This window comes from Streptomyces sp. NPDC096013, assembly GCF_044763565.1.
Lineage (GTDB): Bacteria > Actinomycetota > Actinomycetes > Streptomycetales > Streptomycetaceae > Streptomyces.
Genome location: NZ_JBIWGK010000008.1, coordinates 277,089 through 295,903 on the forward strand (window position 1 = coordinate 277,089; position 18,815 = coordinate 295,903).

Annotated in this window: 18 protein-coding genes; 6 read left to right on the forward strand and 12 right to left on the reverse strand. The window is 71.3% G+C overall.

Annotation, left to right across the window (positions count from 1 at the left end; genetic code table 11):
• The first annotated feature begins 176 nt into the window (after positions 1–176).
• A complete protein-coding gene (locus tag ACIRB1_RS26995; protein WP_403467287.1) occupies positions 177–1,385 on the forward strand; it encodes a sensor histidine kinase in 1,209 nt (402 codons plus the stop codon).
• A complete protein-coding gene (locus ACIRB1_RS27000) occupies positions 1,382–2,047 on the forward strand; it encodes a response regulator transcription factor (RefSeq protein ID WP_352179241.1) in 666 nt (221 codons plus the stop codon). Before ACIRB1_RS26995 ends, ACIRB1_RS27000 begins: the two co-directional genes overlap by 4 nt.
• Here ACIRB1_RS27000 and ACIRB1_RS27005 read toward each other — a convergent pair.
• Both ACIRB1_RS27005 and ACIRB1_RS27010 read right to left on the reverse strand, forming a co-directional pair.
• Complete coding sequence (locus ACIRB1_RS27005) at positions 2,008–2,295, reverse strand: DUF6332 family protein (protein WP_352179240.1); 288 nt, start codon at positions 2,293–2,295, stop codon at positions 2,008–2,010. The genes ACIRB1_RS27000 and ACIRB1_RS27005 overlap by 40 nt on opposite strands.
• A gap of 73 nt (positions 2,296–2,368) precedes the next feature.
• Positions 2,369–3,850 (reverse strand): MFS transporter, encoded by a 1,482-nt coding sequence (locus ACIRB1_RS27010; protein ID WP_352179239.1) that lies wholly within the window; start codon positions 3,848–3,850, stop codon positions 2,369–2,371.
• An 87-nt stretch (positions 3,851–3,937) separates the two neighbouring features.
• Between ACIRB1_RS27010 and ACIRB1_RS27015 the strand changes: the two genes are divergently transcribed.
• Complete coding sequence (locus ACIRB1_RS27015) at positions 3,938–4,315, forward strand: MarR family transcriptional regulator (RefSeq protein WP_352179238.1); 378 nt, start codon at positions 3,938–3,940, stop codon at positions 4,313–4,315.
• A 28-nt stretch (positions 4,316–4,343) separates the two neighbouring features.
• Here ACIRB1_RS27015 and ACIRB1_RS27020 read toward each other — a convergent pair whose 3' ends face one another.
• On the reverse strand, positions 4,344–5,312 hold the full coding sequence (locus tag ACIRB1_RS27020) for an alpha/beta hydrolase (RefSeq protein ID WP_403467288.1): 969 nt from the start codon (positions 5,310–5,312) through the stop codon (positions 4,344–4,346).
• 225 nt (positions 5,313–5,537) lie between these two features.
• Between ACIRB1_RS27020 and ACIRB1_RS27025 the strand changes: the two genes are divergently transcribed.
• Positions 5,538–5,993 carry a MarR family transcriptional regulator gene (locus ACIRB1_RS27025; RefSeq protein WP_352179236.1) on the forward strand — a complete coding sequence of 152 codons (456 nt, stop codon included), beginning with the start codon at positions 5,538–5,540 and terminating at the stop codon, positions 5,991–5,993.
• A 301-nt stretch (positions 5,994–6,294) separates the two neighbouring features.
• Positions 6,295–7,932, forward strand: coding sequence for an MFS transporter (locus ACIRB1_RS27030; RefSeq protein WP_352179235.1), 1,638 nt, complete (start codon positions 6,295–6,297; stop codon positions 7,930–7,932).
• 66 nt (positions 7,933–7,998) lie between these two features.
• Here ACIRB1_RS27030 and ACIRB1_RS27035 read toward each other — a convergent pair whose 3' ends face one another.
• The 3 genes from ACIRB1_RS27035 to ACIRB1_RS27045 form a co-directional block, all read right to left on the reverse strand.
• Positions 7,999–8,436: a hypothetical protein gene (locus tag ACIRB1_RS27035; protein WP_403467289.1), complete on the reverse strand. Its 438-nt coding sequence runs from the start codon at positions 8,434–8,436 to the stop codon at positions 7,999–8,001.
• Between the two features lie 56 nt (positions 8,437–8,492).
• On the reverse strand, positions 8,493–8,636 hold the full coding sequence (locus tag ACIRB1_RS27040; protein ID WP_403467290.1) for a hypothetical protein: 144 nt from the start codon (positions 8,634–8,636) through the stop codon (positions 8,493–8,495).
• Positions 8,637–8,704: 68 nt separating this feature from the next.
• Positions 8,705–9,313 carry a flavin reductase family protein gene (locus ACIRB1_RS27045; protein ID WP_352179232.1) on the reverse strand — a complete coding sequence of 203 codons (609 nt, stop codon included), beginning with the start codon at positions 9,311–9,313 and terminating at the stop codon, positions 8,705–8,707.
• Positions 9,314–9,493: 180 nt separating this feature from the next.
• Between ACIRB1_RS27045 and ACIRB1_RS27050 the strand changes: the two genes are divergently transcribed.
• Positions 9,494–10,450 (forward strand): DUF4232 domain-containing protein, encoded by a 957-nt coding sequence (locus ACIRB1_RS27050; RefSeq protein ID WP_403467291.1) that lies wholly within the window; start codon positions 9,494–9,496, stop codon positions 10,448–10,450.
• Positions 10,451–10,533: 83 nt separating this feature from the next.
• On the opposite strand, the gene ACIRB1_RS27055 is transcribed toward ACIRB1_RS27050, so the two are convergent.
• The 6 genes from ACIRB1_RS27055 to ACIRB1_RS27080 form a co-directional block, all read right to left on the reverse strand.
• Positions 10,534–12,126: a peptidoglycan-binding protein gene (locus tag ACIRB1_RS27055; RefSeq protein WP_403467292.1), complete on the reverse strand. Its 1,593-nt coding sequence runs from the start codon at positions 12,124–12,126 to the stop codon at positions 10,534–10,536.
• Between the two features lie 297 nt (positions 12,127–12,423).
• Positions 12,424–13,299, reverse strand: coding sequence for a DUF2690 domain-containing protein (locus tag ACIRB1_RS27060; protein ID WP_403467293.1), 876 nt, complete (start codon positions 13,297–13,299; stop codon positions 12,424–12,426).
• Positions 13,296–14,147, reverse strand: a complete 852-nt coding sequence (locus ACIRB1_RS27065) for a peptidoglycan-binding protein (protein WP_403467294.1) — start codon at positions 14,145–14,147, stop codon at positions 13,296–13,298. Before ACIRB1_RS27065 ends, ACIRB1_RS27060 begins: the two co-directional genes overlap by 4 nt.
• A gap of 407 nt (positions 14,148–14,554) precedes the next feature.
• The gene (locus tag ACIRB1_RS27070; protein WP_352179227.1) at positions 14,555–15,388 is read right to left on the reverse strand and encodes an SAM-dependent methyltransferase; all 834 of its coding nucleotides are present in this window, start codon (positions 15,386–15,388) and stop codon (positions 14,555–14,557) included.
• Between the two features lie 210 nt (positions 15,389–15,598).
• Entirely contained in the window at positions 15,599–16,948 is a 1,350-nt protein-coding gene (locus ACIRB1_RS27075; RefSeq protein ID WP_403467295.1) for an MFS transporter, read from the reverse strand.
• A gap of 466 nt (positions 16,949–17,414) precedes the next feature.
• Positions 17,415–18,551 (reverse strand): sugar ABC transporter substrate-binding protein, encoded by a 1,137-nt coding sequence (locus ACIRB1_RS27080; RefSeq protein ID WP_403467296.1) that lies wholly within the window; start codon positions 18,549–18,551, stop codon positions 17,415–17,417.
• Between the last annotated feature and the right edge of the window lie 264 nt (positions 18,552–18,815).

Below are 18,815 nucleotides of genomic sequence, written 5' to 3' on the forward strand. Positions count from 1 at the left end.
CGCTCGACCTGCGGTTCTCCTGTCGCGAGCCGGTGGGGGCTGGTCGCGCTCACGCGGCGGAGCCGCACACGGATACAGACCCGCCCCTTTCGGGGCGCCGTACTCCCCGGGGAGTATGTGTGATCACGCCGTCCGGCTGACGTCGTCGGTGAGGATTGGCGTCTAGCGTGACGTGCATGGATGAGGAGCGGGCTGGCGGTGGGGGGTCGCCGTGGTGGCGGCACCGGCCGCCGTGGGGGGACTCGGCACGGTGGCCGTGGCGGTCGACGCTGCTGGTGACCGTGCTGGTGTTGGGGGGCAGCAACTTCGCCTCGCACGGTCAGCCCGATCGCGTTCATCTCGATCTCCTCGGGCGCCTGCTGCTCGTCGCCGCGTCGGCGCTGTTGCTGTGGCGGCACCGGTACCCCGTGTGGGTGGCGTTCGGCACCGTGCTGGCCACCGTGGTCTACATCGGCGCCGGATACGCATACGGCCCGGTCTTCGTGATCGTGGTCCTCGGGTGTTTCAGCGCGATCGTCGCCGGGCGGCGGTGGGCCGCCTGGACCGCGCTCGGGGCGCTGTGGGCGGCGCATCTCCTGATCTCGCACTGGCTGTACCGGTGGCTGCCGCCGCAGCACGACCACCCGATGCCCTGGGGCGGTGAACTGGGAGTCGCCACCTGGGTGGTGGCCGTCGCCGCGATCTCCGAACTGGCCCGTACCCGGCGCGATCAGTGGGCCCGCGACCGTGCCGAGCGCGCCCAGGCGGCCCGGCGCCGCGCCGACGAGGAACGGCTGAGGATGGCCCGCGAACTGCACGACGTCCTCGCGCACAGCATCTCCGTCATCAACGTCCAGGCGGGCGTCGGCCTCGCGCTCCTCGACTCCGACCCGGAACAGGCCCGTACGGCGCTGACCACCATCAAGGCCGCCAGCAAGGAGGCGCTCGGCGAGGTCCGCCAGGTCCTCGACAGCCTGCGCACCCCCGGCGACGTCCCGCGCGCCCCGGCCCCGGGCCTCGACCGCCTCCCGGAACTGGTCCAGCAGGCGGCGAGCGCCGGCCTCAGCGTCGAGCTGGACGGCACACCGCCCCGCCTCCCGCCCGGCACCGACCTCGCCGCCTTCCGCGTCGTCCAGGAGGCCCTCACCAATGTCGTACGGCACTCGGGCTCACGGCACGCGCGCGTGCACGTCGAGCACGATCCCCGGGAACTACGGCTGCGCATCGACGACGACGGGCCCGCGACCGGCGCGGACGCCGGGGGCAGCGGCAACGGCCTTGCCGGGATGCGGGAACGGGCCGCCGCGCTCGGTGGCACGATCCAGGCGGGTCCTCGCCCGGACGGCGGCTACCGGGTGCTCGTCGTACTGCCGCTGAAGGTCACGCCGAAGGAGGACGACCGGTGATCCGCGTACTGCTCGCCGACGACCAGTCCCTGGTCCGGGCCGGGTTCAAGGCGCTGCTCGACGCCCAGCCCGACATCGAGGTGGCAGGCGAGGCCGCCGACGGCGCGGAGGCCGTGCGCACAGTGGGTGAACTGCGCCCCGATGTCGTCCTGATGGACATCCGCATGCCGGTGCTCGACGGGCTGGCCGCGACGCGCCGGATCACCGGGGACGCTGATCTGAAGGACGTGAAGGTGGTGATGCTGACGACCTTCGAGCTCGACGAGTACGTCTTCGAGGCGATCCGCTCCGGCGCGTCCGGCTTCCTGGTGAAGGACACCGAGCCGGACGAACTCCTGCGCGCCGTAAGGGCGGTGGTCGACGGCGACGCGCTGCTGTCACCCGGGGTGACCCGCCGGCTGATCGCGGAGTTCGCGGCCCGCTCCAAGGAGCCCGCGACCGCCGACGTCCTCACCCGGCTCACCGAGCGGGAACGGGAGGTGATGGCCCTCGTCGGCATCGGCCTCTCCAACGAGGAGATCGCCCGCCGCCTGGTCGTCAGCCCGCTCACCGCGAAGACCCACGTCAGCCGCACGATGGTGAAACTCGGCGCCCGGGACAGAGCCCAACTGGTCGTGCTGGCCTACGAGTCGGGGTTGGTGCGCCCCGGCTGGCTGGGCTGACCCGCCCCCGGCCGGTACCGGTACAGCACGGTCGCCACCCGCACGAGGAACACGACCGGCGCCAGCACCAACCCCCCGCGCATCAGCAACGTCTCGGCGGAGTGCGGCAGTTCGAAGAGCAGCGCCGGCCCGGCGACGGCCCCGAACAGCACCGCCGCCACGAACACCGCACTGACCAGCGCATACCCGATCTCGACCGTCACCGCGTCCCGCTCGGCCTGAGTGCGCCGTCCCCCGTACATCGTCATCCCGACAGTGTCACACGTGTGCGCCCGGCGGGAGGAACAACCCCGCCGGGCGCACACTCAGGGAGGCGTCCCCCTAGTCACGGACCGCCACGCGCTCCGCTTCCGCCTCCGTCACAGTGGACTTGGCCACGACAATGGACTGTTGGGCACGGCGCGTGCGCAGCCCCGGCAGGGAGACCAGCAGCCCCGCCAGCGCGATGATCGTCACCACGACAAGCCCGGGCCGGTAGCTGTCCAGTACCGCCTGCGGGGTGGCGTGCGTCGGGGCGTGGGCGGTGACCACGGCCGTGACGACCGCGAGGAAGATCGCGCCGCCCACCTGCACCGAGGTGTTCAACAGCCCGGAGACCATGCCCTGTTCGTGGTCGTCGACCCCGTTGGTGGCCTGGATGTTGAGGGAGGGGAAGACCAGCGCGAAGGCGCCGCCGATCAGCAGCATCGACGGCAGGATCACCGATGCGTACACCGGATCGACGCTGACCCGCAGGAACAGGGCGTACCCCACGACCATCAGCGCGAAGCCCACCACGATCAGCCGCTGGGTGCCGAACCGGTCGACGATCGCGCCCATCTTCGTGGAGGACGCCGCCACCAGCGCCCCGGCCGGCAGGAAGGCGAGCGCCGTGTGCAGCGCCGACCAGCCGAGCAGTTGCTGCATGTACAGCGTGACCAGGAACTGGAAGCCGACGTACGACCCGAAGAGGGCCATCGCCCCGAGCTGGGCCCGGATCTGGTTGCCGGACCGCAGCACCCCGAGCCGGATCAGCGGCCCCGCGGAGCGCCGCTCGACGACCACGAAGACGCTCAGCAGGACGGCAACCGCCAGGAAGGAGAGGAGAGTCCGGGCCGATGCCCAGCCGACGTCCGGCGCCTGCACGACGGTGAACACCAGCAGCAGCATCGCTCCCGTGCCGAGCACCGCGCCCGGGACGTCGTAGCCGTTGTGGTCCTTCTCGCGTTCGCTGCGCGGCAGCAGCTTCAGGCCGGCGAGCAGGGCGAGCAGCGCGATGGGTGCGGGGAGCAGCATGGTGAGGCGCCAACTGGCCTCCGTGAGCAGGCCGGAGAGGACCAGGCCCATCGAGAAACCGGTGGCCGCGCAGGTGGTGTAGATGGAGAGGGCGCGGTTGCGCAGCGGGCCCTCGGCGAAGGTCGTCGTGATGATCGACAGACCGGCCGGTGCGGTGAAGGCCGCGCTGAGGCCCTTGATGAAGCGGCTCGCGATGAGCAGCGGGCCCGAGTCGACGAGCCCGCCGAGCAGCGAGGCCACGGCGAAGACGCCCAGGGCGACCAGGAAGACCTGGCGTCGGCCGAGCAGGTCGGCGGTCCGGCCGCCGAGGAGGAGCAGCCCGCCGTATCCCAGGATGTAGCCGCTGACGATCCATTGGAGCGTCGAGGTGGAGAGGTCGAGTTCGGAGCCGATGGAGGGCAGGGCGACACCGACCATCGACACGTCGAGCGCGTCCAGGAACATCGCGGCGCAGAGCACCAGCAGGGTGCCCCACAGCCGGGGGGTCCAACGTCCCTCGGACAGTGGAGGGGAGAGCGGAGAGGTCATGCCGCAGAGACTACATGCGTATGCATCGAATGCAAGCACATTTAATTACGATGCAACAAATCCGGTTCTCTGCTACGGTGCGCTGTCATGGCGGCGAAGAAGGCCGAGCAGGCGCTCGTGGACCAGTGGCGGGAGATGCTGGCGCTGCACGCCCGCACGCAGTGCGAACTCGACCGCGCCCTCCATCAACACGGCCTGTGCGGCAGCGACTTCGAGGTGCTGGACGTGCTGTCCGCCGAGTCCTGCGCGTTCCGCGTGCAGGAGATCTCCGAGCGGGTCCACCTCAGTCAGAGTGCCCTGTCCCGGCTGATCGCCCGGCTGGAGAAGGACGGTCTCGTCGAGCGCGGCATGTGCGCGGAGGACCGGCGGGGCGTCCGTGTGACCCTCACCGAAAAAGGCCGCACGCTGCACGGCGAGGTACTCCCGGTGCAGCGTGCGGTGCTGACGAAGATGCTGACCGGCTGAGGGGTCGTCAGATCCGGTCGTCCATAGGTCAGTTGGCGGCGAGCGCCTTGCGCAGGGTGTCGACGGCCATGGTGATCGCGGCCTCGGCGGCATGGGTCTCGCGCAGGGCGTTGAGCATCACGAAGTCGTGGATGATCCCCTGGAAGCGGACGGCCGTCACGGCAACCCCCGCCTCGCGCAGCTTGTCGGCGTACGCCTCGCCCTCGTCACGCAGCACGTCCGCCTCGCCGGTGATGACCAACGCCGGGGGCAGGCCGGTGAGTTGCTCGGTGGTGGCGCGCAGCGGGGACGCGGTGATCTGCGCGCGCTCGGCCTCGTCGGTCGTGTACTGGTCCCAGAACCACTGCATGCCGTCGCGGCGCAGGAAGTAGCCGGTGGCGAACTGCTCGTAGGAGCCGGTGTCGAAGTTCGCGTCGGTGACCGGGTAGAACAACACCTGCTGGACCAGGGGGACATCGCCCCGCTCCTTGGCCATCAGCGTCAGCGCCGCGGTCATGTTGCCGCCCACCGAGTCGCCGGCCGCCGCTATGCGCGCCGGGTCCAGGTCCTTGGACGCGCCCTGCTCCACGACCCACCGGGCGACGGTGTAGTTCTGCTCGATGGCGACCGGGTAGCGGGCCTCGGGGGAGAGGTCGTACTCCGGGAAGACCACGGCGGCGTGCGCGCCGACGGCGAGTTCGCGCACCAGGCGGTCATGGGTGTGGGCGTTGCCGAAGACCCAGCCCGCGCCGTGGATGTAGATGATCACGGGGAGGGTGCCGGTGACCCCGGCGGGGCGGACGATGCGGGTCCTGACCTGGCCGGTCGGGCCGCCGGGCACGGTGATCCACTCCTCGTCGACGGCGGGCTTGGCGATCTCGCCGGACTGGACCTCGTCGACGGCCTTGCGGCCCTCGGCGGGGGCGAGGTCGAAGAGATAGGGCGGGTTGGCGGTCGCCTCGACGAAGGCCTGGGCGGCGGGTTCAAGGACCGGGCGGGGGGCGGTGCTGTCGCTCATGGCGATCTCCTCGGATCGGGTGCCGCGGGTGATTCCGGCCGGGGTCGGGCCGGTGGTGCGGCACGGGGATGACAGTAGCGTGCGATTAAGTCGTGCACAACTAAAGCGTTCTCTATTGAATCGACCGGACCTGAAGGGTAAAGTGGGGTGGATCGCCCCCCATCGGGTGCCGTGGACGTCGTAGAAGCCGCGGGTGTCGTGCATGCCGGAGCGAGGAGTCGCGCCATGAGCCCAGCCGCCGAGGGACCGGCCGAGGGGTCGCTGCTGCTCGACGACCAGTTGTGCTTCGCGCTGTACGCGGCCTCGCGTGCGGTGACCGCGCGGTACCGGCCGCTGCTGGACGCGTTGGGGCTGACCTACCCGCAGTACCTCGTCATGCTCGTGCTCTGGGAGCAGGACTCGATCTCCGTGCGGGATCTCGGCACCGCGCTGCAACTGGAGTCCAGCACCCTGTCCCCGCTGCTGAAGCGGCTGGAGGCGGGCGGCCTGCTGCGCCGGGAACGGCGGCGGGACGACGAGCGGTCGGTCGCCATCCGGCTCACCGACACGGGGGAGCGGATGCGTGAGCAGGCCGGCTCCGTGCCCGTCGCCATCGGGGACGCCATGGGCCTGACGCCCGCTCAGGACGCTCAGGCCAAGCAGCTCCTCCGGCTGATCACCGCCAACGTCAGCGCCGGCTGAACCACCCGCCACCTGCGCCTTTCCGCGCCGCGGGGCAGCGTGTCGTCGCCGCTGTTCAGCTTAGTTTGCAGGCCCGACGGCATCTCCAGGACCGAGTCCCCGTATACGGTCCGAAGCGATTTCCCGAAAAGAAATGGCTTACGTCAATGGAGATTCAAGCCGAACAGCCACGTCACCTTCCATGCCGCGGAACGCGACCGACGGAGTCGGCACCGTCACCCTCGCCGTAGCCACGCACGGAACGCCTCGCGCACCGCACACCCGGTCAACCCACCCCCGTACGACGACGTCTAGAGGTGCCATGCCGACCTTGGTTCCCGAAGTATCGCCTCCGTCCCCTCAGCCGGACGCCCCGTCCCGGAACGTCACCGCCACCATCGCCCTGGCCTGCGTGGGAGTCTTCGTCTCCTATCTGCCGGTCGTCGGGGTGTCGGTCGCGCTCCCGGTGATCCAGCAAGCGCTCGACGCGTCCACCACCGGGCTCCAGTGGATCACCGACGCCTTCATCCTGCCGACCGCCGCACTGCTCCTGACCTGCGGTGTCATCGGTGACCTCTACGGCCGCAAGAAGATGTACCTGATCGGCCTGACCCTGTCCTGTCTCGGCTGTCTCGTCGCCCTGACCGGGCACGGCGTCGTCCAGGTCTGCGTCGGCCAGGCGCTCACCGGCGTGGGCACCGCCGCGCTGCTGCCCGCGACCCTCGGTCTGATCAGCCATGTCTGCCCCGACCACCGCAGGCGCGGCGCCGCGATAGCCCTGTGGACGGCCGCCCTCGGCCTCGGCCTGACCCTCGGCCCGCTCTTCAACGGCCTGATCGTCGAGCACGCCGACTGGCGCTGGATCTTCCTGCCCACCCTCGCCATCGGCGCCGTCACGGTCCTGACCGGCGCCTTCCTCCTGACCGACTCCCGCTCGGACCGCGAACGCCACCTCGACATCCCCGGCCAGCTCCTCGCCGTCGTCGCGATCACCGCTCTCGTCTACGGCGTCATCGAGGGCGGGGGCGCCCCGGGCTGGGGTTCCGCCGAGGTCGTGATCGCGTTCGTCGTGGCGGCGCTCGCCCTGCCGGCCTCCGTCCTGGTCGAACTGCGCTCGCCCTGCCCGATGCTGGACATGCGGCTGTTCACGTCCTCGGCGTTCTCCGGGGCCGCGCTGGTCATGGCGCTCACGCTGTTCGCGCAGGTCGGACTGGTCTTCTCGCTCAGCGAGTACTTCGGGCTCGTCCATCACGCCTCGACGTGGGACATCGGGGTGCGGCTGCTCGCGCTCAACGGCTTCACCGTCGTCCTCGGCCCGGTGGTCGGCCGGCTGATGCACCGCTTCTCGCCCGGCCTCGTGCTGGTGACCGGACTGCTCGTCGGCGGCATCGGCGCGCTCCTGGTCAACCTCTTCGACGCCGGCACCGGAACCGGCGAAGCGGCCCTGGTCATCGCGGTGTTCGGGATCGGCATCGCGCTGGCGATCGCCCCGATCACCACCATCGCCATGAACAGCCTGCCGCGCCGCCTGGGCAGCACCGCGGGCGCGGCCAACAGCGCCCTCCGGCAGATCGGCAGCGCCCTGGGCCCCGCGATCTTCGGTGTCATCCTCACCAACCGCACCCTGGACGCACTGCCCGCCCACGTCGCCGCGTCCGGCCTCGCCCCCGCCGACCAGGGCCAGGTCATCGGCATGGTCAACGGCGCCGGCATCCAGGCCGGCGCCTTCCTCCACCTCGACTCCGGTGAGGCGACCGGCCAGGCGCTCGCCGCCTACGGAGCGAGCTTCACCGACGCGCTGCACACCTGCGCCCTCGTCGGCGGCATCGGCATGCTGGTCGCCGCGGCCGTCGCCCTCACCACCATCGGCGTCCGCGCCCGCGCACCGCACGGCGAGCCGGAGGCCACGGCGGCGACACACCCCGCCGCCGGAGCGACCGCACTCGGCGAGACAGGCTGACCAACACCCGCGATTCCAGGGGTGGTTGACCTCCGCACATGACTCCGGAGGGCGACCACCCCTGCGCTATGCCGCTCCCGCGCTGTTGTTCTCCACCGCCGGGGCGAGCAGATGACACAGGGAGTCCGCCGGCAGACGCAGCGGATCGGCGGTCCCCAACGGCCACTCGACGGCGATCCACGCGGCGAGGAACGACTCCGTCTGGAGGACGGCCATCAGCGCCCGCTGACGAGCCTCCGCTGGGTCGACGCCCCGCCACCGCTCCGGGGGACCGGCCGGCATCGCGACATAGCGCTCGTGCGCCTCGACGTACTGCGTCCGGCCCTCGCCGAGACTCCGCAGCGCCGCCGGGGCCGCCGCGTTGGCGACCCGGCGGACCGACGCCATCTCGCGCCAGTCGGCCGCCGCCTCGTCCAGCCAGGCGCGGATGCCCGCCCGGGACCAGCGCGGCAGCGCGGCCAGTTCCGCGCAGGCCTCGCCCATCACGCCGTACACCTGCCCCACCAGCGCGTCGACGATCTCGGCCTTGCCCGGGAAAGGGGCGTGGACCGTGGGCCGTGTCAGCCCGCGGCCTGGGCGATGTCCTCCATGCGCGCGTCCAGGAACGGCTTCTCGGCGCGGACCGTGACGGCCGCGTCGAGCGGTCGGCGATGGGTGAGGTTCTTCTGTTCTTCGCGGAGGTTCCTGCGGGGCGTCGGCCCCATCCGACCAGTGTTTTGCATGGGCGTCGCTCCACGTGACGGGGTGGCGTCGACGCCCGGAGGGGAACCTCTCAGCTCGACGGGGGCCAGTCGGCGTACCGGATGCGGCGCAGTTCGCGGACGTCCCCCACGGTGCTCCACTCGTCCTTGCCGAGACGGGCCAGCGGACGCAGCCGGTCGATCTCCGGGTGGCCGTCGACGAGGACGCTCTCGTCGATCGCGAGATGCACCACCCGGCCGAAGACGACGGTGTCGTGGCCCAGCCGGAGCGTGCTGTGCAGCTCGCACTCCAGCGCCACGGGGGAACCGGCGACGCGGGACGGCTTCACGCGGAGCGCGGCCTCGCGCTCCACCCCGACCGCGTCGAACTCGCTCACGCCCGCGGGGAAGTCGGTGGCGGTCTTGTTCACCGCGTCGATGAGCGGCTCCGGGGCGAGGTTGACCACGAACTGCCCGGTGGCCTCGACATTGCGCAGGGAGTCCTTGCGGCCGACCGAGGTGAACTGGACGATCGGCGGCCTGGACGACGAGACCGTGAAGAAGGAGTGAGGGGCGAGATTGTCGACGCCGTCGGCGGAGACCGTCGACACCCAGGCGATGGGCCGGGGGACGACCGTCGAGGTGAGCAGCCGGTAGACCGCGAACGGGTCCATCTGGGCCGGGTTGAATTCAGTGCGCATAGCAGCGATATATCAGACGCCCACGGGACACCGCGTCGGTGGTGGTGCGGTCGGGTCCCTGATGCGGGGGCAACCGGAAGCCCCAACTGCCCACGCCCTCACGGAACTTGTGACATCCCTGTGACCGGAATTATGGCCTCCGTCACAAGCGCGGGGTGCACGCGCTGATCGGATGACCGGATGCGCAGATCCGCCCCACTCCGCCCGGCCCCCGGCCGCACCGCCCCCTTCCTGTCGGCCCTCGCCGCGACCGCCCTGCTGCTCACGGCCTGCGGTACGGAGCACGGCGGCGCGAACACCGGGGCGGCGGGCGCCGCCGAGTCACCGAGCCGTACGAGGGTCGACGATCCGGGCAAGGACGGCGTACGGGTCACCTGGCTGACCCTCCCGTCGCCGTCCCCCTCGCCCACCCGCGGTTACTCCGTCTCCGCCGACAGCCTCCCCGAGGACTCGGGGATCGTCGCCGCCTACGAAGCCACCAACAAGGGACGCGAGACCCTGACGTACACGGCCGTCATCACCTTCATGAGTGCCGACGGCGGGGCCATGGCCAACCAGACCGTGACCGTCCGCGACGTCGGCCCCGGCAGGACCGTACGGAGCACGGTCCGGGCCGGTGTGCTGCCGCCCACCATGCCGAGGGTGACCGGGGCCAAGGTGCTGGAAGTGACCAAGGTCCCCTCGCGCGAGGCGCCGGCAGCGCCGGGCGCGTGCCCCGCCTCCGGCATCCGGGTCAGCGCGGACCGGGGCGACGCGGCCATGGGGCTGCGGGTCGTGGGCCTGCACCTCGACAACTGCGGCACGCGCGACTACTCCGTCGACGGCTACCCCGTGCTGGAGCTCCTCGACGACGACCTCCGGCACATCGACGGCGTCAAGATCCTCGACGGCGGTGGCGGGATCGCCCCCGGCGGCGTGGACGACAAGCCGGCCGGTCCCGTCACGCTCAAGCCCGGCCAGTCGGCGCTCGCCACCCTGGTCTGGCGCAACACCACCCAGTTCGGCACCGCGGTGAACGTGCCCTACGTACGGGTACAGGCCAAGGCCGGTGCCGCTCCGGTGATCGTGACCCCGAACCTCGATCTCGGGACCACCGGAGAACTCGGGGTCACGGCGTGGCGGGCGGCGGAGGACTGAGCCGACCCGAGCGAGTGCGGGGCGGAACGGACCGTGGTGGTCGTCCCGCCCCGCACTCGCCTGCCGCCTGAGGGACCCGGAGGTCAGCTGCCGACGAGCATCTGCCAGGTCTGCGGCCCGACTTGGCCGTCCACGCCGAGCCCGTGCGCGGACTGGAAGGCGCGGGCCGCGCTGTTGGAGCCGGAGCCGAAGTCGCCGTCCACGGTGAGGCCGTAGCCGAACTTGTTCAGTTCGACCTGGGCGGCGCGGACGGCGTCGCCGCTGGAGCCTGTCTGTACCTGGACGATCAGCGCGGACCAGGTCTTCGGGCCGATCTCGCCGTCCACGCTGAGCCCGTGCGCGGACTGGAAGCTCTTGGCCGCGGCGAGAGTGCCGGACCCGAACTGGCCGTCGGCGCTGATCGAGGCACCGTGGTAGCGCAGCAGGTACTGCGCGGCCAGTACGTTGTTCCCGGTGTCGCCGTCGATGACGTTCGGCCAGGGCGGTGGGACGGTGCTGCCGCCCGAGGCGCCGTTCCCGGTGCCCACGAGCATCTGCCAGGTCTGCGGGCCTACTTGGCCGTCGACGCCCAGGCTGTGCGCGGACTGGAAGGCGCGGGCGGCGGTGTCGGTGCCGGAGCCGAAGTTGCCGTCGACCGTGAGGCCGTAGCCGAACCGGTTCAACTCCACCTGGGCGGCTCGGACGGCGTCGCCGCTGGAGCCCGACTGTACCTGGACGATCAGTGCCGACCAGGTCTGCGGGCCGATCTGGCCGTCGACGCCGAGGCCGTGCGCGGACTGGAAGCTCTTCGCCGCGGCGAGGGTGTCCGCCCCGAACTGGCCGTCGGCGGTGATCGAGGCACCGTGATAGCGCAGCAGGTACTGCGCCGCCTGCACGCTGGGGCCCGACATGCCGTCGGTGATGTTCGGCCAGGACGGCAGGATGACACCGGTTCCGCCGCCGCCCTTGCCGCCCCACTGCCCGTAGTCGGTGGCCATCGCCTGGTCGAGGTCCGCGTCGTGCCCGGCGACCGAGATGCCGTTCTGGACCTGCCGCAACTGCGCGCGGCTGTCCCAGCTCCCGCCGGACCACGCGTACGTCTGCCAGCCCCAGGTTATCTTCCCGCTGTCGAAGAGTTCCTTGATCACGTGATAGCCGCCGTACGCACCGGTCCGGGACCGGCCGATCACCGAGGCGACGCCGTCGAAGTAGGAGTTGAGCGCGGAGTACATCGAGGACTGGAGGTCGAAGTCGACGCTGAAGTAGATCGGCCGCGTCGACGGCATCCCATTGGCCAGCGCCTGCCGCTGCGCCTCGGTGGCATGTCCGGCCCCCTGGGAGTACGGGTCCGCGGGGACGCCGCTCTGCCAGTCCTGGAGCCCGTCGGACTCCCAGTTGGAGACGATGCCCAGATCCGCGGCGGTCAGGGCCTGTGCCTCGGACAGGGTGAGGACCTTCGGGTTCGGCAGCCAGCTGAGGTAGCGGCACACGAAGCCGTAGCCGGCCGAGGCGACCGAACCGGCGGTGAGTGAGGCGTCGGAGTAGTCGATCCCATAGCTGGTCGTCGCCGCCGCGGTGGTTGCGGCGGATGCCGACCGGGCGAATCCGATGCCGGTCGCGGTGGCCACCGCGGCGCCGCCGGCGAGGGTCAGGAGTCTGCGTCGAGACAGATGACGGCCGTTGTCAAACAGGTCCATGACACGTTCCAATCCTTGACGTCTGATGCGGTGAGCAAGGTGGGGGCCGCTGGGCGACGCGGCGTTGGAGTCCTGCCGGAGCGGAAGCAGCGCTGTAGGTGATCTTTGGGCTCCGGTCCGGCCCGTGTCCACAGCGGGTGGGGATCTGGTGGGATGACGGGACGGCACCGGCCCTGACCTGCGGGGATGGGCGGTGATGTGACGGTTCGGCGGGACAGCTCGGGGCGGTCACCGGGTGGGCGGGCCCGGGTGTGCCTGGCCTGTGGGGTGTTCGCCGTCGGGGTGCCTGACGTGACCTCAGTGCGCGGTGAGGCGGTAGCAGGTGGCAGGGGTGTGCGAGGTCTCCGCCAGACACGCGGTCAGGGGTGTGCGGCCGGGGCGGAGGCCGAGCAGAGGGGTGTACACGAACGCGTTCACCTGGTGTGTGTCGTGCACCGCGATGCTCTGTGTGGGCTGCCCGGGCTCGGACAGCGTGAGCGTGTCGCCGAGGCGCGTGTTCCAGACCCGGGCCCAGACGGCCCGGCACAGCGGGTTGTAACGGACTTCGAGTCCGGCGCCGCTCGGGGTCAGCCGGTGCAGCAGCGTCTGCGGTTCCACCCCGCACCGGGTCACGCCCGGATCGTGGCCGGTGCAGGCGGCGGCCACGCAGCCGACGTGGAAACCGGACGCGCTGGGCGTGGCCGCTCCCGGCGCGGCGGCTTCCGGCGTCCGGACCCGCTGCCAGACCGCCGTCAGGGCGAGAGCCACGCACAGCGCCAGGACGCAGGTGAACGCCAGCGCCCGCGCACTCCACCGGGCCCGCTCGTGAGGGCGGGGTGCGGGACCGGCCGCCGCAGCGGGCTGCGGCGCGGGAGCAACGGCCTTGTCCGCAAGCTCAGTTGGCTCGGCCGGCGCCGCTGTCACCGGTGCCTCCCGCACGGCGCCGCGCCCACTGGCGGCGGCTTCGGCCAGTTCCCACAGCGCCCTGATCCGGGGCGTGGGTTCGTCGGCCAGTTGGCACAGGGCGCGTACGGCGAGCCAGGGCGGCAGCACGGTGCCACCGAGGTAGCGGTGCCAGGAGGACCTGCTGTACGCGGACTTGCCGGCCAGCTCCGTGATGGAGAGCGCGGCGCGCTCGCGCAGTGCCCGCAGTTCGGTGGCCAGCAGGACGAACTCCGGGCGGGCCCCGCTCATCCGCGCAGGGCGGCCCAGGTCGCCGGCCCCACCTGTCCGTCCACCCCCAGGTGGAACTTCTTCTGCGCCTGGATCACCGCGGACTCGGTCAGTGGCCCGAAGTTCCCGTCGATACCGCCGGGGGTGACACCCGCCCGCTGGAGCAGACACTGCAGTTCGGCGACCGCCGGACCCGACATGTCGACGACCAGCTGCTGGGTACGTGTCGTGCTGTTCCCGGCGTACCAGCGCCCGTCCCGCCGGGTGTACGCGCAGGTGAAGGTCGTCGGCGCGGGGACCGCCACCGCTGTCGTACCGCTGACGTCGCGGGCCGTGGCGACCCGGGTGGGCTGTACGAGCAGCAGGACCAGCACGGCGCCCACGGCCATCCCGCAGCCGAGCAGGCCCAACTGCCGCCATGCGGTGAGGTGGTGACGGTCGGTGTGCACGCCGGTGCCCGGACGGTCGTCGCCTGCTGCCGTGGCCTCGGGTGTCGCGGGCCCGGGCGGTAACACCGGCTTGGACGGCGAGACCGGTTCGGACGGCGGGGTCGGCTCGGAGCGCGGGGTCGGCTTGGAGGGCGACGTCGGCTCGAAGGGCCCGGACCGCCGAGCGTTCACCGCCGCATCCAGGAGCGCCAGGAGCCGCACCGGATCGGCGCCCACCACCTCCGCCAGGGACCGCACCGCCGCAGGAGGCGGCAGCGCACGGCCGCTCAGATAGCGCTCCCAGGACGAAGTGCTGTACCCGGTCGCCAATGCCAGTTGCTTGATCGACAACCCGCTGAAGTCCTTGGCCTTGCGCAGGTGCGCCACCAGTGCGGCCACCGCCGGGTCGATCCCCGCAGGCAAGGCACGCCACCGCGCCATCCCGCCCCCTCCGAAGACTGCGCCCTTTTCCGGCGCGAAGCATAGCGGCTCGGATCGTCCCGACCCGGGCCTGTCCGGCCCCAACTACCAGGTGTTTCCCCGGCGTTGAAGCAGTGGCGCGCGGGCCTGTTCCGACCCGCGGCGCCGCGACCTGCGGCACCGCTTCCTGACCTCCGACGGGACCGGAGCCCGCTGGGCGATGCCGATCACGGTGTTGCCGCCGCCCTGTTAATGAACGCCCCGATGTGCTCGGTGAGTTCCCCGTCCGCGGAAGGATCGGGGTGGCGCGGAGGGTCCGTGGCCTTCGATGTCAGCTCAGGCTGCGACACGCGGCAGCGAGGAAATCCGCTGTGAAGGGTTCCAGGTGGTCGGCCGGGCTTGCCCCATGCCGAGTCCGTTCGGTGACCTCAACTGCCGGGCAGGGGCCGGCGCTTGACGGCGACGCCGCCGTACTGGTGGACCTCCGCCGGTAGGCCCCACGCGCTCTCGTCGGGGCGCCAGCGGGAGCACGAGGTCACGCCCGGCGGAAGGAGTTCCAGGTTCTCGAAGAAGCCCGCGATCTGTTCGGGGGTGCGCAGGATGTACGGGATCGAACCGCCCTCGTTGTACTGGCGGATGGCGTCGACGTAGGCCTCGCTGGTGTCGGTGCTGTCGTACTGGACGAGGAAGCTGCCGGCGGGGAGGGCGGCCACGAGGCGGCGTACGATCGCGCGTGCCTCGTCGTAGTCCTCGATGTGGCCCAGGATGCCCATCAGCATGAGGGCGACGGGCTGGTCGAAGTCGAGGGTTGTGGCGGCCTCGCGCACGATGGTGTCCGGGTCGCGGAGATCGGCGTCGACGTAGTGGGTCACGCCCTCCGGGGAACTGGTGAGCAGGGCGCGGGCGTGGGCCAGGACCAGCGGGTCGTTGTCGACGTAGACGATGCGGCACTCGGGGGCCACGCGCTGGGCGATCTCATGGGTGTTGTCCACGCTGGGCAGGCCGGTGCCGATGTCCAGGAACTGCCGGACGCCTTCCTCGCCCGCGAGGTGACGGACGGCGCGGGCGAGGAAGTAGCGGGCGGCGCGGGCGCCGGTCTCGATGCCGGGGAAGATCTCGCGGAACGCGTCACCGGCGGCGCGGTCCACCTCGTAGTTGTCCTTGCCGCCCAGCCAGTAGTTCCAGATCCGGGCCGACTGCGGCACGGTCGTGTCGAACCGGGCCAGCGGGTCCGGCGTGGAGTGGGGGGCATCTTCGGTCATGGACGCTCCTGTGCGTACGCGGCGAGAGCCACGGAACCGTCGAACTCCGGAACCGTCGAACTCCGGAGCCCTCGAACTCCGGAACCGTCGAACTTCGGTCGTGGACAACCACGTTATTACCCCGGCGGTTCGGCTCATGCGCCTCGTCCGCCCCAACTGACCTTGTGGTACAGGGTCGTTGGCTTGTTCACCGCCCCTGGTGACGTGGAATCAGCCCTCCGCCACGTGCCGGGTGAGGAAGCCGATGCCGGCCGCGACGGCCGCCAGGACGGCCACGCTGGTGAGGGCGGCGGGGAGGGAGTACCAGTCCGCCATGAAGCCGATGGCGGGCGGGCCCAGGAGCATGCCGCCGTAGCCGAGGGTGGAGGCGATGGCGACGCCGTCGGGGCCCGCGAGGGTACCGGCGCGTTCGACGGCGACGGGGAACAGGTTGGCGAGGCCGAGCCCGGTGATCACGAAGCCGAGGACAGCGAGCCAGAGGGAGGGCGCGAGGGCGCCGAGCAGCATTCCGGCGGCGGCGGTCGTGCCGCCGGACACGAGGGTGCGGGTACGGCCGAGGCGTTCGAGGAGCCGGGTGCCGGAGAGCCTGCCGACGGTCATGGCGAGCGCGAAGCAGGAGTAGCCGATGGCCGCCGCGCCGGCGGTGGCGTCGAGGTCCTGCTCCAGGTGCAGGGCGCTCCAGTCGGCGAGGGCGCCTTCGCCGAAGGCGGTGCAGAGGGCGATCAGCCCGAAGGTGAAGACGAGGCCCCGGGTGCGGGTGTTCAGGCGGCGGGGTGGGGGAGGCTCGCTGGGCGAGTGCCTCGGCGTCTGGTCCGGTGAGCCCGTCGGCAATGGCTTCGGTGAGTCCTGCGGCGAGTCCTTCGGGGAGTTCTCCGGCGAGTCCGTCGGGGCGTTCTCCGGCCCGTGCCGCGATGAGTCCCTGCGCGAGTCCGTCGGTGAGTGCTTCGACGGGCCCCTCGGTGAGTCGTTCGGTACGTCGTCGGGGAACGCGGGGGGCTTCTGGCGCAGCAGGCTGCGGCCGACCAGCGTGGTGACGAGCAGGCCGATCAGGGTCAGGCCGAACAGGTGCTGGGTCGGGGTGAGGGCGCCCGCGACCAGTCCGCCGAGCCCGGCGCCGACCATGCCGCCCAGGCTGAACGCGGCGTGGAAACTGGGCATGATGGGCCGCCGCATGGCCCTGACCAGGTCGACCGCCGCGCTGTTGAACGCGACGTTGATCCCGCCGTAGGCCGCGCCGAAGACCAGGAGGACGAGGCCGAGGGTGAGCGCGGAGTGGGTGAGCGGGGGGAGGGAGACGCTCAGGGAGAGCAACACGGCGCAGACCACGGTGACTTGGTGGTTGCCATAACGGTGGCAGAGGCGGCCGGTGAGCATCATGGTGATGACCGCGCCGGCGGAGACACCGAGCAGGGCGAGGCCGAGGGTGCCGGCGGAGGCGCCGGTCTGTTCCTTGATGGCGGGGATGCGGACGACCCACCCGGCGAAGATGAACCCGTCGAGGGCGAAGAACGCGGTGAGGGTGATCCGGAGTCGGGTGAGGTCGGTGAGGGGGCCCGGCACGACGTTGTGCGTTCGGGGTTTGTTTATTTGCGGCACAAACTCAGGCTAGGCGGGTGCGGGGGCGGGGACAAGGGCGCCGAGGGGTGGGCTGCGTGGGGGTGTCGGGCGCGGGTGGGATTGGGGGGCTGACATGCATGCCGACGCGGAGACCGAGGCGGTCCCCGTGGCGTGCGGGTTCTCGGCTCCGGCGTTCCCGGGGCTGCCGGGGGGACCGTCCTGAGCCCTCGGAGATCCGCAGACCCGTCTGCCGCCCGCGGTTCCCGGGACCGCCGTGAGCCCTCGGAGATCTGCGGACCCGTCCACCGCCCGCCGTTCCCGGCACCGCCCTGAGCCCTCGGAGATCCGCAGACCCCGTCCGCCGTCCGCCGTTCCTGGGACCGCCCCGAGCCCCCCGGGGAACCGCAGACCCCGTCCGCCGTCCGTCGTCCCCCGGTCGGCCGCGCCCCCCGCAGCCGCCCGGCGTCCCCTACTTCAGGCCGATCGCCGCGCAGGCCGTCGCGTACTGCGGGGTGCAGATGTCCTTGGCGGAGTAGACGCCGTCCGTGATCACCGTGTCTTTGATGTTGTCCTTCGTGAGGGCGACGACCGGCACCAGCATCGTGGGGATCTTCCGCTCCGTGGGGCTGTCGACCGTGTCCCGGGTCAGCGCGTCGAACTGGATGTCGTGGCCCTGGACCTTGTAGACCGCCATGTCCGCGGCGCGGGTGGCCTCCTCGATGAACGGCTTGTACGCGGTCATGTACTGATCGCCGGAGCCGATCCGCTGCACCGCGTCCAGGTTCGCGTCCTGGCCGGTCACCGGTGGGATCTTCGTCGCGCCGGCGTCCTTCAGGGCCTTGATGACGGCGCCCGCGAGGCCGTCGTTGGCGGCGTACACGGCGGCGATGTTGCCGAGGCCGATGGTCTTGATCGCCTGCTTCATGTTGGCCTCGGCGACCGCGGGTGACCACTTGGCGGTGTCGTACTGCTGGGCTATCCGGACCCTGTCCTTGAGTTCGCCGAGGGCACCCTCCTTGAACTTCGCGTAGTTCGTGTCGGAGGGGTCGCCGTTCATCATGACGATCTTGCTGGACGCCGCCTTGCTGCCGAGCGCCGTGATGATGGCGCGGGCCTGGATCTCGCCGACGAGTTCGTTGTCGTGCGAGATGTACGCGGTGATCGGACCCTGTGCGAGGCGGTCGTAGGCGATGACGGGGATGCCGGCGTCCTTCGCCTTCCGCACGTCCGGCGCGATGGCCTTCGCGTCCAGCGCGTCCACGAGGATGACGTCGACCTTCTGGTCCACCATCTGCCGGAACTGGCGACTCTGCTTGTCCTGACTCGCCTCGGCGTTGGCGTAGACGACCTTGCCCTTGCCGTGGGTGAGGGCGGCGACCTCCTTCTTGATGACGGGATGGTCGAAGCTCTCGAAGCGTGCGGTGTCCTTGTCGGGCAGGAGCAGGCCCACCGTGATGTCGTCGCCCTTCTCCGGAGACGCGGAGCTGTCGCTTCCGCCGACTCCGTCGACGACGCCGCACGCGGTGAGGGCCAGCGCGGACGCCGAGGCGGTCAGGGCTGTCGCGAGACGACGTACGGGGATTCCACAAAGGACAGGAGCGCTCAAGGCGGGCGCCTTTCGAGTGTGCGGGGGGAGGGGGAGGGGGGAGGGTGGGTTCGGGGGCAGGGGCGTACGGCGTGAAGTGGCTGCCGGGCAGGGGGGTGGCCCCTGCGCCTGCGGTGCGGGAGACCTCGGTACGGCCTCCGCCGCCGGGAGAGCCGCTTCGGCTGTGCGCGATCCATGGATGAACGTCACCGTCGCACTTCCTCGATGTGGAGGGTGTGGTGCTCACGGAGAGAGGTTGTGGCGGCTTCGGGGCGAGAGGTGTCC

Excerpts from the sequence above, each read along its gene's own strand:
- ACIRB1_RS26995 (WP_403467287.1), top strand. The coding sequence starts at position 177 with ATGGATGAGGAGCGGGCTGGCGGTGGGGGGTCGCCGTGGTGGCGGCAC.
- ACIRB1_RS27005 (WP_352179240.1), bottom strand. The coding sequence starts at position 2,295 with ATGACGATGTACGGGGGACGGCGCACTCAGGCCGAGCGGGACGCGGTG.
- ACIRB1_RS27010 (WP_352179239.1), bottom strand. The coding sequence starts at position 3,850 with ATGACCTCTCCGCTCTCCCCTCCACTGTCCGAGGGACGTTGGACCCCC.
- ACIRB1_RS27015 (WP_352179238.1), top strand. The coding sequence starts at position 3,938 with ATGGCGGCGAAGAAGGCCGAGCAGGCGCTCGTGGACCAGTGGCGGGAG.
- ACIRB1_RS27020 (WP_403467288.1), bottom strand. The coding sequence starts at position 5,312 with ATGAGCGACAGCACCGCCCCCCGCCCGGTCCTTGAACCCGCCGCCCAG.
- ACIRB1_RS27025 (WP_352179236.1), top strand. The coding sequence starts at position 5,538 with ATGAGCCCAGCCGCCGAGGGACCGGCCGAGGGGTCGCTGCTGCTCGAC.
- ACIRB1_RS27030 (WP_352179235.1), top strand. The coding sequence starts at position 6,295 with ATGCCGACCTTGGTTCCCGAAGTATCGCCTCCGTCCCCTCAGCCGGAC.
- ACIRB1_RS27040 (WP_403467290.1), bottom strand. The coding sequence starts at position 8,636 with ATGGGGCCGACGCCCCGCAGGAACCTCCGCGAAGAACAGAAGAACCTC.
- ACIRB1_RS27045 (WP_352179232.1), bottom strand. The coding sequence starts at position 9,313 with ATGCGCACTGAATTCAACCCGGCCCAGATGGACCCGTTCGCGGTCTAC.
- ACIRB1_RS27050 (WP_403467291.1), top strand. The coding sequence starts at position 9,494 with ATGCGCAGATCCGCCCCACTCCGCCCGGCCCCCGGCCGCACCGCCCCC.
- ACIRB1_RS27055 (WP_403467292.1), bottom strand. The coding sequence starts at position 12,126 with ATGGACCTGTTTGACAACGGCCGTCATCTGTCTCGACGCAGACTCCTG.
- ACIRB1_RS27060 (WP_403467293.1), bottom strand. The coding sequence starts at position 13,299 with ATGAGCGGGGCCCGCCCGGAGTTCGTCCTGCTGGCCACCGAACTGCGG.
- ACIRB1_RS27065 (WP_403467294.1), bottom strand. The coding sequence starts at position 14,147 with ATGGCGCGGTGGCGTGCCTTGCCTGCGGGGATCGACCCGGCGGTGGCC.
- ACIRB1_RS27070 (WP_352179227.1), bottom strand. The coding sequence starts at position 15,388 with ATGACCGAAGATGCCCCCCACTCCACGCCGGACCCGCTGGCCCGGTTC.